The organism is Leucobacter sp. GX0328 (assembly GCF_053567315.1).
Genome location: NZ_JBSGPC010000001.1, coordinates 1,308,287 through 1,322,555, shown reverse-complemented (window position 1 = coordinate 1,322,555; position 14,269 = coordinate 1,308,287). Strand labels below are relative to the sequence as shown.

The window sequence follows — 14,269 nt, the reverse complement described above, 5'->3', positions numbered from 1 at the left end:
GAATCGGCTGCACGCTCGCGCTTCGCCTCTACGATCGATCCTCGCGCGGCCCGGAACCCGGCTCCGCCCGGCTCGCCACCAGGGCCACTCACGGGCGTCGGGCCGGTTCACCCGGCCAAGGCGTTCAGAAACGCCTCGACCTCGGGGCCGTACGCGCGCGACGCTCGGCCGGGGAAGGGCACCTGAAACCTCCGCATGCGCTCCGCGAAGCGCGCAACGGTGACGACGTGCCGCGCCTCCCAGCGAACCCCGGCCATGCCCGTGCTGCCGCTGACCCAATTGTGCCGCCGACGTTCCGCCTCGACGACCTGCTCGGGCGTGCGGCCTCGCAAGAAGTCGGGGTCGCTGTACTTGCTCCGACCGTCGCACTCGCCGAACACTCCGGCCGCTGCGAACACGAAGTCGAGATGCAGCGTGCCGCCGTCCTCCGCCGGCACCCGGACCTGCAGTTGGACGTCGAGCCCGAGCTGCAGCGCGCGCAGGCGGCTCACGCTCTCGAGCGGCGACTCCGCGCGCGGATCGGCCAATCGCGCGAGCGCCCTCAGCGCGGCGACGCCGCGCTTCCCCTTCCTGGCCTCCGCGTAGGCGAGCATGCGCTTGCGCCAGCTCTCCCACAGCTCGACGTCGACCGCGCGGTCGCGGGCGGCTTCGACGCGTACCTGCTGATCCGCGCAGGCCAGCGCGACCGCGAACGGTTCCGTCGCGGAGAGGTCGGCGAGCGTGCGGTCGGCCGAGGTGCAGGCGAAGCCCGCGATCTCGACGACCTCTGCCGAACTGCACTCGCCCCGGTGACGTACGACGCGATCACCGAACGTGCCGCTGGCTGCGGGATGCAGCAGCAGGTGCACCGTGCCGGTGGTGTCGGCGACCGGCTCCCGGCCGTGACGCATCCAACCCGACCACACCGGCAGGACGTGCAGCGTGGCCGCGGAGCGATGACTGAATACGCGCGGCGATCCCTGGCCTGCCCGCTTCGCCGATTCCGCTTGCGCCGCATGTGCGGCTTGCACTGCCATCAGTTGACGGGCCTCCGGTGCGGCGAGCCGCCAGCGCTCGCCCTGCGCGTACCAACCGGGGCGCAACCTGACGAGTTCGCCGGTCGCGACCGCCCGAGCGATCTGCCGTGGCGTCAGGCCACCGCGCCGCAGATGCTGGGTCGTGCGCAGCGCCGACCCGGCTTCGGAGAGGCTTCGGGGCATGATGTTCATGCGGTGATCCTGCCCGCTCCCGGCCGGTCCGTGGCGCGGATTGCGCAATCTGTGGAGAACTCGGACGATGCGCACTTGTGGAGGAACATCGCCGCCGGCCGCACTGAGGCACTGAGGGCACTGAGGCACTGAGAGGAAGAGGTGCTGAGGCACTGTGTGGCCAGCGTATAGACGAAGAACGGCCGTGCAGCTCGAATACGGTGTTCGAGCTGCACGGCCGTTCGTTGCCTATACGGTCGCCCGGCGAGGGAGGCGCCGCAGGGCGGGGTCGCGCCGGCGCCTACGCCGAGCGCAGCTGCTGCACGCGGTCGAACAGCGGCGCGAAGAGGAGACCGCCGATGATGCCGCCGAGGGTCGGGAACACGAGGAAGACCCACAGCTGGCCGAGCGCCTCGGGGCCGCCGTAGATCGCGGCGGCGATCGAACGGGCCGGGTTCACCGAGGTGTTCGACACCGGAATCGAGATGAGGTGGATCAGCGTCAGCGTGAGGCCGATGGCGAGCGGGGCGAGGTTCGCGACCGCGCGCTTGTGGGTCGCGCCGAGGATCACGATCACGAAGACGGCGGTCAGCGTCGTCTCGATGAGGATGACCGAGAGCAGGCCGTAGCCGTCGGGCGAGCCCTCGCCGTAGCCGTTCGAGGCGAAGCTGCCGAGGTCGGCATCGGGGCGGCCGTTCGCGATGGCGAAGAGCAGCGAGGAGGCGAGCACGCCGCCGATGATCTGCGCGATGAGGTAGCCGGGCACGTCCTTCCACGCGAAGCGGCCGGCGACGGCGAGGCCGACGGTCACTGCCGAGTTGAAGTGGCCGCCCGAGAGCGGGCCGAAGGCGTACGCACCGACCACGACGGTGAGGCCGAATGCGAGCGCGACGCCGAGGAAGCCGACGTGGCTCCCGGCGAACACGGCGGTGCCGACGCCGCCGAAGACGAGCACGAAGGTGCCGACCAGCTCGGCGAAGAGCCTGGCGGTGGTGGCGGGGGTCTGTACAGGTGCGTCGGGCATCTGTCTTCCTTTCAGTGAGAAGGCCTGATCATTCGACCAGGGATCGCCCCCGAGCCACATACTTTTCCATTTCAGGGGCTGGCACCATACTGCCACCCGTGAGCCAGGCGATGTGAGTGCCATGCGCGAGTTGTGCGATCGTCATGCCGTGCGCCGCCAGGTATTCGGGGTGCGCCGCGACCCGCTCGGGGCCGACGAGGCCGGCCATCGCCGAGGGTTCGGCGCGCAGCCCTTCGGTCCGGTCGAGCAGCGCGAGGTCGCGGTAGAGCCGGTCGTCGTCGACGGTGCAGTAGCCGTCGACGAGGCGCTGCATGGCGGGGCCGACGAAGCCCGAGGGGCGGCCGACCGCGAGGCCGTCTGCGGCGGTGACGTTGTCGATGCCGAAGTCGTTCACCGAGGTCCGCTCGTGCAGGCCGGTGACGACGCCGAGCATGACGCTCGGGCTGTGGGTGGGTTCGACGAAGATCGGGTGCACCTGGTCGCCGAATTCGGTGCGCAGGCCGAAGGCGATGCCGCCCGGGCTGCCGCCGACCCCGCACGGCAGGTAGACGAAGAGCGGGTGCTCGGCGTCGACCTCGATGTCGAAGGCGCGCAGCTGCCCGGCGAGGCGGCGGGCGGCGACGGCGTAGCCGAGGAAGAGGTCGCGCGAGTTCTCGTCGTCGACGAAGTAGCAGCTCGGGTCGGTCTCGGCGATCTCGCGCCCGCGCGTCACGGCCTCCGAGAAGTCGGCGTCGTATTCGACGACCTCGACGCCGTGCGAGCGCAGCTTGTCCTTCTTCCACTGGCGCGCATCGGCCGACATGTGCACGGTGACGGCGAAGCCGAGGCGGGCGCTGATGATGCCGATCGAGAGGCCGAGGTTACCGGTCGATCCGACCGCGATGCCGTACTGCCCGAAGAACTCGGCGAACTCGGGGGTCGCGAGCTTCGCGTAGTCGTCGTCGATGCTCAGCACGCCGGCTTCGACGGCGAGCTGCTCCGCGTGCCGCAGCACCTCGTAGATGCCGCCGCGCGACTTGATGGAGCCCGAGACCGGCAGTTCGCTGTCGAGCTTCAGCCAGAGGCTGCCCGGCAGCTCGCGGCCCGCGCGTGCGGCGAGCTCGGCGTGCAGGCGGGGCGCTCCGACGAGCGGGGATTCGAGAATGCCCTGCGTCGCCCCCGTCTCGGGGAACACGGCGCGGAAGTAGGGGGCGAAGCGCTTCAGCCGGGCCGCCGCGTCGTCGATGTCGGCGCGGGTCAGCCCTACATCGGCGAGCGCGACGGCGGTCGGCGGCAGGCGGGGCGCGAACCACTCGGTCTCGCGCAGCGCGACGAGGTCGGCGATGACCGGCTCGCGCCGCTGCCATTCGGCGAGCGTCGCCCCGTGAATCACTCCATCATGCATACGTCGATTATCGCCGATGCGGGCGACTTCGACAGGGGTCGCCTTCCCCTGACCGGCACCGCGCCGCGCAGCCCGCCCGACGCCGACCTACGGCACGACGGTGCCCGCCGCGCGCACGAGCTCGTACCATTCGGGGCGGGTCAGCACGATGTCGGATCCCTGCGCCGCTGCTGCGACGCGTGCGGGCGTGGTGGTGCCGAGCACGACCTGCATGCGCGCGGGGTGCCGGGTGATCCACGCGACGGCGATCGCCTCGGGCGGCACGTCGTACTTCTCGGCGAGTCGGTCGATCATGGCGTTCAGCTCGGGGTAGCGGTCGGAGCCGAGGAAGGCGCCGTCGAAGAACTGCGCCTGGAACGGCGACCATGCCTGCACTGCGATGTCGTTGAGCCGGCAGTAGTCGAGCACGCCGCCGTCGCGCATCACCGATTGCTCGAGCCCCTGCATGTTCGCGGCGAGCCCCTGCGAGATCATGGGCGCGTGCGTGATCGACAGCTGCAGCTGGTTCACGACGAGCGGCTGATGCAGGCTGCGGCGCAGCAGCTCGATCTGCCCCGGCGTGTGGTTCGAGACGCCGAATGCGCGCACCTTGCCGGCCGCCGCGAGTTCGTCGAACGCGCGCGCCACTTCGTCGGGTTCGACGAGCGCGTCGGGCCGGTGCAGCAGCAGCAGGTCGAGGTAGTCGGTGCCGAGCGCTGCGAGCGATCCGTGCACCGCCTCGATGATGTGCTCGTACGAGAAGTCGAAGTAGGGGCCGTCGTCGACGATGCCGACCTTCGACTGGATCTTCCACTGCTCGCGCTCCGACGGCGTGAGCCGCAGCGCCTCGGCGAAGCGGCGTTCGCAGCCGTGAACGGCGTCTCCGTAGATGTCGGCGTGGTCGAGGACGTTGATCCCTGCGTCTCGCGCGGCGCTCACGAGCGCGCGCACCTCTTCGTCGCTCTGGTGCTCGATGCGCATGAGCCCGAGCACGACCTCGGAGACGGTGAGATCGGTGCCCGGCAGGGTGAAGGTTCGCATTGCGCCAGGCTACCGCCCTCGGGTGACCATCGACAGGGATCGCCTCCCGCGAACGGCCCGCCCTACGCCGGGGCGAGCACTTCGAGCCGCTCGGCGGCCAGGCGGATGCGCACGCGGCCCTCGCCGACCCGCTCGCCGTCGGCGTAGGCGACGAGGCCGGGCGCCTGCGCCTCGACCTCGTTCGCGCGCAGCATCGTCGCCTCGGGGCGCTCGGCGTGGCGGGCCTGCAGCAGCAGGGGGAAGATGCGCAGCAGACGCGCGAGGCCGATCGGCGCGACGTGCGTGATGTCGAGGAAGCCGTCGGCCGGGTCGGCGTCGGGGCACATGGGGATGCCGCCGCCGTAGCTGCGAGTGTTGCCGACGGCGAGCAGGATGCCGGGCCTCGGCTCGGGCGCACCGCCGTCGAGGCGCAGTTCGAACGGCAGCGCGCTCAGGCGCAGCAGCTCGATCGCGAGCGCGAGAAAGTAGCGCAGCCGCCCCTTCGGCCAGCGCAGCCGATTGGTGCGGTCGGCGACGCGGGCGTCGAGCCCGATCGCGCAGACCGTCAGGAAGCGCATGCGCCGCACACCGCCGCCCGGGACGGTGCACTCGATCTCGCCGACATCGATGGGGCGGGTGCGGCCGTTCAGCACGAGATCGATCGCGGCGGCGGCCTGCTCCGCGGATGCAGCCGACCCCGAGCCGACGGGCAGCCCGAGCGCCCGCGCCAGGTCGTTGCCGGTGCCCGCGGGCACGAGCGCGATCGGGATCCCGCAGCCGAGCACGTCGTCGAGGATCAGCGAGAGCGTACCGTCGCCGCCGACGACGGCGATCGCGTCGGGCCGGTCGCGCACGGCGGCTGCGGCGAGGCGGCGCATCTCGTCGCGCGATCCGCCCCGCAGCACCCGCGGTTCGATGCCGTGCTCGCGCAGGCGCGCGACCGCGGCATCGGCGGCCCGGGCTCCGAGCCCGCGCCCCGACACCGGGTTCACGAGCAGAGCGACGGCGGTCACGTCGACCAGTGTGGCACAGGCCGCTCGCGCGGCGTCAGTCGAGCAGCTCGGCCTCGATCACGCCGTCGTCGCCGTCGCCCGATCCACCGGAGCCGCCACCGAACCCGGTGCCGCCCGTGGCGGGCGCCGATCCCTGGCTCTCGAGCATCAGCGCGCTGCCGTCGGAAGCGACATCGACCCGCACCGTGTCGCCGTCGCGCACCTCGCCGCCGAGGATCGCCCGGGCCAGCCGGTCGTCGATCTCGCGCTGCATGAGGCGGCGCAGCGGGCGGGCGCCGTAGATGGGGTCGTAGCCGCGCTCGGCCAGCCACCTGCGCGCGCCCGGCGTCACGGCGAGAGTGAGGCGCCGCTCGGACAGGCGCGTCTGGAGGCGGTCGATCGACAGCTCGACGATCTGCGCGAGGTCGTCGACCGACAGCGGATGGAAGATGACCATCTCGTCGAGGCGGTTCACGAACTCGGGCTTGAAGGCTCGCCGCACGGTCTCGCGCACGGCGCCCTCCTTGTCGGGCCACGACATCTCGGGATCGATGAGGTACTGCGACCCGAGGTTCGAGGTGAGGATCAGGATGACGTTGCGGAAGTCGACCGTGCGGCCCTGACCGTCGGTGAGCCTGCCGTCGTCGAGCACCTGCAACAGCACGTCGAACACCTCGGGGTGCGCCTTCTCGACCTCGTCGAGCAGCACGACCGAGTACGGCCGGCGCCTGACGGCCTCGGTGAGCTGACCGCCCTGCTCGTAGCCGACGTACCCGGGAGGGGCGCCGACGAGGCGCGACACCGAGTGCTTCTCGCCGTACTCCGACATGTCGATGCGCACCATGGCGTGCTCGTCGTCGAAGAGGAACTCGGCGAGGGCCTTCGCGAGCTCGGTCTTGCCGACGCCGGTGGGGCCGAGGAAGAGGAAGGAGCCGGTCGGCCGGTTGGGGTCGGCGATGCCCGCCCGCGTGCGGCGCACCGCGTCGGCGACCGCACGCACGGCGTCGTTCTGGCCGATGAGCCGCTTGCCGAGCTCGCTCTCGAGCGCGAGCAGCTTCTCGGTCTCGCCCTGCATGAGGCGGCCGACCGGGATGCCGGTCCACGCCGCGACCACGCCCGCGATATCCTCATCGGTCACCTGGTCGTTCACCATGCGCGGCTCGCCGTCGCCCGCCGCGGCGCCTGCCTCTTCGGCGTGCTCGGCCTCGATGAGCTGCTTCTGGATGACGGGGATCTCGCCGTAGAGCAGTTTCGACGCTTTCTCGAGGTTGCCGTCGCGCTGGGCCACCTCGGCCTGCATGCGCAGCTGGTCGAGCTTCTCGCGCAGTTCGCCGACGCGGTTCAGCGAGGCGCGCTCGCGCTCCCACCGCTCCTCGAGCACGTCGAGCTCGCGCTGGCGCGCCGCGAGGTCGTCGCGCAGCTTCGCGAGGCGATCCTTCGAGGCCTCGTCCTTCTCCTTCTTGAGCGCCATCTCCTCGAGCTTCATGCGGTCGACGGCGCGGCGGCGCTCGTCGATCTCGATGGGGGCCGAGTCGATCTCCATGCGCAGGCGCGACGCCGCCTCGTCGATCAGGTCGATCGCCTTGTCGGGGAGCTGCCGCGCCGTGATGTAGCGGTTCGAGAGCGCAGCCGCGGCGACGAGCGCCGAGTCGGCGATGGTGACCTTGTGGTGGGCCTCGTAGCGCTCCTTCAGCCCGCGCAGAATGGCCACGGTGTCTTCGACCGTGGGCTCCCCCACGTACACCTGTTGGAAGCGCCGTTCGAGCGCCGCGTCCTTCTCGATGTATTCGCGGTACTCGTCGAGGGTGGTCGCGCCGATGAGGCGCAGTTCGCCGCGCGCGAGCATGGGCTTCAGCATCTGAGATGCCGCGACCGACGATTCGCCGCCGCCCGCGCCCATGAGCGTGTGCAGTTCGTCGATGAAGGTGATGAACTTGCCGTCGGAGTCCTTGATCTCCTGCAGCACGGCCTTCATGCGCTCCTCGAACTCGCCGCGGTACTTCGCGCCCGCGATGAGCGCCGAGATGTCGAGCGAGATGAGCTCCTTGTCCTTCAGGGACTCGGCGACGTCTCCCGCGACGATGCGCTGGGCGAGGCCTTCGACGACGGCGGTCTTGCCGACGCCGGGTTCGCCGATGAGCACCGGGTTGTTCTTCGTGCGGCGGGTGAGCACCTGGCTCACACGGCGGATCTCGGAATCGCGGCCGATGACGGGGTCGAGCCCGCCGGAACGCGCGACCTCGGTGAGGTTGACGCCGAACTGCTCGAGCGCGCTCTGCTCGCCGCCTTCGCCCTGGGCGGGCTGCCAATTCGCCTGCATGCGGGGGTCCTTTCGTTCAGCAGACGCCTGCGATCGGGCCGCTCAACGCACCCGAATCACAAACTTGAGTGATAATGACTCAAGTTTATGCGAGTGCGCGAATTTTCGCCAGGGATCGCCCCTCGCGCTAGCTGTGAGTTCGCCCGTCGCACCCCGATACCGCGGAACCCGGCGCCGCTCGCGCGCATCACGCCTGCCGGGCCGCGGCGCGCTCGCTCATACGGCCCGTCGCGAAGCCGACGGGCACGAGCAGCGCCCAGCACAGCTGCGCCCAGTTCGGGCCGGCGAGATAGGCGACGGGGATCGACGCCGCGAACACCGCGATCTGCGCGACGAGGTCGAAGCGCGCCGCCCGCACCGCCCGCGGGGCGAGGCGCTCCTCGAGCAGGCCGCGGGCCCGCCCGATCTCGACGGTGACGCCCTGCGAGGCGATCGCGAGCGCCACGTTCACCGCGTAGATCGCGGTGGGCAGCGGGTACTCAGAGATCTCGGGGTCGCTGATGCCCTGCGTCGTGAACGCGATGAACACGATGAGCCCGGCGGTGACGAGATTCGATGCGATCACCGCGCTGTCGAAGGCGCGGAACTTCGCGAGAACCGAGGTGTTCGCGCGCCAGAAGATGGCGATCACGATGAAGCTGATCACGAAGCCGAGCAGTTGCGACCCGAGCCCGCCCGAGAGCAGCGTCGCCAGGTCGGTCCACTCGGCCGCCGGCGGCAGGTCGATATTCGCGATGAGTAGCGTGATCGCGAACCCGTAGATGGCGTCGAAGAAGCCGAGCCCGCGCCCGAACTCGGCGCCCTCGCGCCCGAAGACCTGCTCGGCCATGCCGCCCCCTCGCGTATCCGTTGACACGAGAATACGCTCGGGGCGGAACAATGGGTCGCATATCGGGGTTCCGGGACAGGGATCCCCACAATATGCGACCCATCGTCGCCGCAGCGCGGGTGCGGGCCCGCGATTGCAGCCGCTACGAGTCGAAGCCGATGTCGGTGCTGCGTCTGCGATGCCGCTCTCGGCCTACTTCGCCGCGGTCTCCGCAGCCTCCGCGGCGTCCTCGGCTTCGATGAGGCTGCGGAAGTGCGCGTGCATGCGGGCCGGATCGGCCTCGCGGCCGGTGACGAGCCGGAAGGTGTCGACCGCCTGGCCGACGGCCATGTGCCCGCCGTGCATCGTGCGGCAGCCGACCTCGCGGGCGGTGCGCAGCAGCTCGGTCTCGAGCGGCCGGTAGACGATGTCGGCGACCCAGTGGCGGGGGCGCAGCAGCGAGGGATCGAGCGGCGTGCCGGGGTGGTGGTCCATACCGATGGGCGTGCAGTTGACGACGCCGTCGCCGGTCTCGAGCAGCTCGGGAAGCCATTCGGGCCCGGCGGCGCGCACCGGGCGGCCGTGGCGGACCTCGAGCTCGGCGGCGAGCGCGCCGGCCCGCTCGGCGTCGAGGTCGACGATGACGAGGTCTGCGGCGCCGAGGCGCAGCAGCGCATCGGAGACGGCGGAGCCCGCCCCGCCAGCGCCGAGCTGCACGACGCTTCCGGTGGCGGCGCCCGGGAGGGCCTCGCGGAAAGCGCGCTCGAAGCCCGTAGTGTCGGTGTTGTAGCCGATGCGCCCCTCGGGCGTGAGGAGCACGGTATTGACGGCGCCCAGCCCCTCGGCGACGGGGTCGAGCCGGCCGAGCAGCGGAATGACGTCGCGCTTGCAGGGGTGGGTGATGTTGAGGGCGTCGAAGCCGAGGCGCTCGGCCCAATCGAGGATCTCGGGGAGGCGCTCCGGCTCGAGATCGAGCGCGGTGAGGTCGATCGGCCGGTAGACGAGGGCGATGCCCTGCTCCCGCCCCTCGCGCATGTGCATCGGGGGCGTGAGCGACGGAGTGGTGCCCGTGCCGACGAGGCCCATGAGGATCACATTCTTGGGGGGCACGGCCACTCCTTCGTTCGCGGTGCAGTATCGACCGGAGTGCTCTCCGATAGATACTCGGCAGTACATTATGTACTAACCAGTGAGTTAATGCTCCCGGGTCTCCGGCGTTCTTGTCAAGCCTAGTAAATTAACTATCCGGTTGGTACATTATGGGCATGCGCACCTCCATCGCCACTGTCTGCCTGTCAGGCGGTCTCGCCGAGAAGCTCCATGCCTGCGCCGCTGCAGGCTTCGACGGCGTCGAGATCATGGACTCCGACCTCGTCGCCGCCGCCGAGTCGCCCGAAGAGATCCGTGCACTGTGCGCGCGCCTGGGGCTCACGATCGATCTCTTCCAGCCGTTCCGCGACTTCGAGGGCGTGACCTCCGAGCTGCTCGCCGACAACCTGCGGCGGGCCCGCGCGAAGTTCGAGGTCATGCAGCGGCTCGGCGCAGAGATGGTGCTGCTGTGCAGCAACGTCGCCACCGCCACGATCGCCGACCCCGAGGTCGCCGCCGAGCAGCTCGCAGCCCTCGCCGACGTCGCCGCCGAATACGGCATCTCCATCGCATACGAGGCCCTCGCCTGGGGCAAGTACGTCAACGACTACCGCGACGCCTGGCGCATCGTCGAGAAGGCCGACCGCCCGAACCTCGGCATCTGCCTCGACAGCTTCCACGTGCTCTCGCGCGGGCACGACCCGGCCGAGATCGAGGAGATCGCCGCCGATAAGCTCTTCTTCCTGCAGCTCGCCGACGCCCCGTCGATGGACATGGACGTGCTGTCGTGGAGCCGCCACCACCGCCTCTTCCCCGGCGAGGGCGACTTCGACCTCATCCGGTTCCTCTCGCACGTCATGCTCGCCGGCTACCGCGGGCCGCTCTCGCTCGAGGTCTTCAACGACACCTTCCGCCAGACCGACACCGCTCGCACCGCGGCGCACGCGATCCGCTCGCTGCGCTGGCTCTACGACCGCACCGCGGCGCGGCACGGCTGGACCGAGCTGCAGATCGACCCGCCGCAGCCGCCGCGGGCGATCGACTTCGTCGAGATCGCGGGCGAAGACCTCTCCGGCGTCGAGCAGACGCTCGAGCAGCTCGGCTTCGTCTTCAGCGGCGGCCACCGCACCAAGGCCGTGCATCTGTGGCGCGCCGGGCGGGCGAACCTGATCCTGACCGAGAAGCCCCGGGCCCGAGACGCGCACCTCGCCGGCATCGGCTTCGAGGTCGACGATGCGGCATCCGCGGCGCGGCGGGCCGTCTCGATCGGCGCTCCGCCCGTCTTCCGGCGCACTCGCTCGGGCGATGCCGAACTGCCTGCGGTCGCCGCCCCCGACGGCACCGAGATCTTCTGGAACTCGCGCACGGCGGCGGAGTCGTGGCTCTCGGAGTTCGAGGGCGGCCAGGACGCCGACGCGCACGACCTCGAGGGCATCATCGACCACATCAACGTCGCCTACCCCTGGCAGGAGTTCGACGAGGCGGTGCTCTTCAACACGAGCACCCTCGCCCTCGACGCGGAGCCGCCCGCCGATGTGCCCGGGCCCCTCGGCCTCGTGCGCAGCCAGGTCATGCGCACCGCCGACGGCGCGGTACGGCTCGCGATGAACCTCGCCCCGCCCACGGCGCCGCTCCTCCCCCGCCACATCGCGGTGCGCGTCGACGACGCGATCGGCGTCGCCCGCCGAGCGCGCGCGGCCGGGCTGGTGTTCCTCAACATGCCCGACAACTACTACGACGATCTCGAGGCCCGCTTCGGCCTCGCTCCCGCACTGCTCGACGAACTGCGCGAACTCGACCTGCTCTACGACCAGGGCGCCGACGGCGCCTTCGTGCACTTCTACACCCCGGTCATCGGCGAGATCTTCATCGAGATCGTGGAGCGGCGGGGCGGCTACGACGGATACGGCGCCGCGAGCGCGCCGGTTCGCCTCGCGGCGCAGCGGGAACACGGGAAGCGGTAGTCGCGCACGGTCGAGAGGCGCGGTGGAAATTCGTCGTTGAATTAGTTGGGGTACTGATCATATACTGCTCATGACAGCCGAGCCGAAGGAGCCTCATCATGCAGCAGCACTACCGCGACGGTTTTTATCCCGGTGAGCCGACGATCCACCCGCACCCCGTGCAGACCGGCCCACGCGCGCCACTGAGCACCGCTGGCCGCATCGACGAGGTCGACGTGCTCATCGCGGGCAGCGGCCCCGCGGGCCTCATGCTCTCGGCCTATCTCTCGCAGTTCCCCGACATCACGACCCGCATCGTCGAGCGTCGCGACGGCCGCCTGCTGCTCGGGCAGGCCGACGGCATCGCCTGCCGCACGGTCGAGACCTTCGAGGCGTTCGGCCTCGCGCAGAAGCTGCTCGAGGAGGCGTACTGGGTCAACGAGACGGTCTTCTGGCGCCCGGCGGAGGGCGACCGCGGCGACATCGCCCGCACCGGCCGCATCCAGGACGTGGCGGACAACCTCAGCGAGTTCCCGCACGTCATCGTCAATCAGGCGCGCATCAACGATTACCTGCTCGACTTCATGGCGCGTTCGACCACGCGCCTCGAACCCGACTACGGTCTCGAGCTCGTCACCCTCGAGGTCGACCGCTCCGCGGAGCACCCCGTGACCGCGACTCTGCGCGATACGGCGAGCGGTGACGAGCGCACCGTGCGCGCCAAGTACCTCGTCGGCACCGAGGGCGCGCGCAGCAACGTGCGCAAGGCCATCGGCCGCAGTCTGCACGGCGATGCCGCCGGGCACGCCTGGGGCGTGATGGACGTGCTGGTGAACACCGACTTCCCCGACATCCGCAAGAAGGCCGCGATCCAATCGGCCGACCACGGCAGCATCCTGCTCATTCCGCGCGAGGGCGGCAATCTGGTGCGCCTCTACGTCGACCTCGGCGAGATCGACGAGAGCACGCGCGCCGAAGTACGCACCCGCAGCGCCGAGGATCTGCAGCGCACCGCGAACCAGGTGCTGCACCCCTACACCCTCGACGTCAAGGAGACGGTGTGGTGGTCGATCTACGAAGTGGCGCAGCGGGTCACCGACGGCTTCGACGACGTCGCGGGCCGCCCCGAGGCCGCCGATGCCGAGCCGCGCGTCTTCATCGCTGGCGACGCCTGCCACACGCACAGCGCCAAGGCCGGCCAGGGCATGAACGTGTCGATGCAGGACACGCTGAACCTCGGGTGGAAGCTCGCCGCGGTGCTGCGCGGGCAGGCGAAGCCCGAACTGCTCGAGACCTACTCGGAAGAGCGCCAGCCGGTCGCCCAGCATCTCATCGATTTCGATCGCGAATGGTCGGCGATGATGGCCGCGGGCCCGCGCGACCCGGAGCACCCCGAGCGCGGCGGCGTCGACCCGGCCGAGCTGCAGGAGTACTTCGTCAGGGCCGGTCAGTACACCGCCGGCTTCGGCGTGCAGTACACGGAAGACGCGAGCGCGAAGATCTCGCTCACCGGCACGACCGCGCACCAGTCGCTCGCGACCGGTTACGAGGTGGGCCGCCGCTTCCACTCGGCCCCCGTCACCCGCGTCGCCGATGCCTATCGCGGCGAGCTCGGCCATGTGCATCGCGCCGATGGCCGCTGGCGCCTCTACCTCTTCGCCGATGCGGCGGAGGAGCGCTTCGCGTCGCTCTGCGACTGGCTCGAGAACGACCCCGCATCGCCGATCGTCGCGCACACCCCTGCGGGCGCCGATATCGACTCGGTCATCGACGTGCGCGGTGTGCTGCAGCGCCCGCACCACGAGATCGACGTGCGCGAGCTGCCGGCCCTGCTGCGGCCGACGAGCGGCCGCTACGGCCTCATCGACCACGAGAAGGCGTTCAGCGCGATCAGCCGCGAGAACAACCTCGACGCCGTACGCGACATCTTCGAGCTGCGCGGCATCGACCGCGAGCAGGGCTGCGCCGTGCTCGTACGCCCCGACCAGTACGTCGCGCAGGTGCTGCCGCTCACCGGAACGGCGACGCTCACCGCGTACTTCGAGGCGTTCCTGCAGTGACCGGCGCAGATGCCGGCCCGCTCTACCACACGGGTCACCTGCTGCGTCGGGCGCAGCAACTGCACCAGGCGCTCTGGAACCGCGAGGTGTCGAGCGAGGTCTCAAGCGTGCAGTTCGCCGCCCTGCTGGTCATCCGGCAACGTCCCGGTCTCAGCCAGGCCGAACTGTGCGACGAGCTCGACCTCGACCGGTCGACGATCGCCGATCTGGTCGATCGCATGGTGCGGCGCGGTCTACTCGCCCGCGCGCAGAGCACCGAGGATCGCCGCCGCAAGGTGCTCACGATCACTGAGCGCGGCGCGTCGACGCTCGACGAGATCAACCCGGGGGTCGAACGCGTCGACGCCTTGCTCACCGAGACCCTCGCCGCTTCGGAACGCGACGAACTGCGGTCGATGCTGCGCCGCATGCTCGCCCACGGGGTCGAGACGGGCACCCTGCGATAGGGCCCGGTGCCCGGCAT

Annotated in this window: 11 protein-coding genes; 3 read left to right on the top strand and 8 right to left on the bottom strand. The window is 70.5% G+C overall.

Features of this window, described 5'->3' with window-relative positions:
* Nucleotides 1–107: 107 nt before the first annotated feature.
* The 8 genes from ACUYTF_RS06060 to ACUYTF_RS06025 all read right to left on the bottom strand — a co-directional run bounded on the left by ACUYTF_RS06060 (nucleotide 108) and on the right by ACUYTF_RS06025 (nucleotide 9,800).
* The gene (locus tag ACUYTF_RS06060) at nucleotides 108–1,208 is read right to left on the bottom strand and encodes a hypothetical protein (RefSeq protein ID WP_434141966.1); all 1,101 of its coding nucleotides are present in this window, start codon (nucleotides 1,206–1,208) and stop codon (nucleotides 108–110) included.
* Nucleotides 1,209–1,488: 280 nt separating this feature from the next.
* Nucleotides 1,489–2,211 (bottom strand): aquaporin Z, encoded by a 723-nt coding sequence (gene aqpZ, locus ACUYTF_RS06055; protein ID WP_434141967.1) that lies wholly within the window; start codon nucleotides 2,209–2,211, stop codon nucleotides 1,489–1,491.
* A gap of 28 nt (nucleotides 2,212–2,239) precedes the next feature.
* Nucleotides 2,240–3,595, bottom strand: a complete 1,356-nt coding sequence (locus ACUYTF_RS06050; protein ID WP_434141968.1) for a D-serine ammonia-lyase — start codon at nucleotides 3,593–3,595, stop codon at nucleotides 2,240–2,242.
* Between the two features lie 87 nt (nucleotides 3,596–3,682).
* Nucleotides 3,683–4,615: an aldo/keto reductase gene (locus tag ACUYTF_RS06045; protein ID WP_434141969.1), complete on the bottom strand. Its 933-nt coding sequence runs from the start codon at nucleotides 4,613–4,615 to the stop codon at nucleotides 3,683–3,685.
* 62 nt (nucleotides 4,616–4,677) lie between these two features.
* Nucleotides 4,678–5,607 carry a diacylglycerol kinase family protein gene (locus tag ACUYTF_RS06040; protein ID WP_434141970.1) on the bottom strand — a complete coding sequence of 310 codons (930 nt, stop codon included), beginning with the start codon at nucleotides 5,605–5,607 and terminating at the stop codon, nucleotides 4,678–4,680.
* A 34-nt stretch (nucleotides 5,608–5,641) separates the two neighbouring features.
* Entirely contained in the window at nucleotides 5,642–7,906 is a 2,265-nt protein-coding gene (locus ACUYTF_RS06035) for an AAA family ATPase (protein ID WP_434141972.1), read from the bottom strand.
* Between the two features lie 187 nt (nucleotides 7,907–8,093).
* Nucleotides 8,094–8,735 carry a TMEM175 family protein gene (locus tag ACUYTF_RS06030; RefSeq protein WP_434141973.1) on the bottom strand — a complete coding sequence of 214 codons (642 nt, stop codon included), beginning with the start codon at nucleotides 8,733–8,735 and terminating at the stop codon, nucleotides 8,094–8,096.
* A 192-nt stretch (nucleotides 8,736–8,927) separates the two neighbouring features.
* A complete protein-coding gene (locus tag ACUYTF_RS06025) occupies nucleotides 8,928–9,800 on the bottom strand; it encodes a shikimate dehydrogenase (protein WP_434142202.1) in 873 nt (290 codons plus the stop codon).
* A gap of 179 nt (nucleotides 9,801–9,979) precedes the next feature.
* Here ACUYTF_RS06025 and ACUYTF_RS06020 point away from each other — a divergent pair, with 179 nt between their 5' ends.
* The 3 genes from ACUYTF_RS06020 (at nucleotide 9,980) to ACUYTF_RS06010 (ending at nucleotide 14,252) form a co-directional block, all read left to right on the top strand.
* The gene (locus ACUYTF_RS06020) at nucleotides 9,980–11,767 is read left to right on the top strand and encodes a TIM barrel protein (protein ID WP_434141974.1); all 1,788 of its coding nucleotides are present in this window, start codon (nucleotides 9,980–9,982) and stop codon (nucleotides 11,765–11,767) included.
* A gap of 98 nt (nucleotides 11,768–11,865) precedes the next feature.
* Nucleotides 11,866–13,806, top strand: coding sequence for an FAD-dependent monooxygenase (locus tag ACUYTF_RS06015; protein ID WP_434141975.1), 1,941 nt, complete (start codon nucleotides 11,866–11,868; stop codon nucleotides 13,804–13,806).
* A complete protein-coding gene (locus tag ACUYTF_RS06010) occupies nucleotides 13,803–14,252 on the top strand; it encodes a MarR family transcriptional regulator (RefSeq protein ID WP_434141976.1) in 450 nt (149 codons plus the stop codon). The genes ACUYTF_RS06015 and ACUYTF_RS06010 overlap by 4 nt, the downstream gene beginning before the upstream one ends.
* The last annotated feature ends 17 nt before the right edge of the window (nucleotides 14,253–14,269 follow it).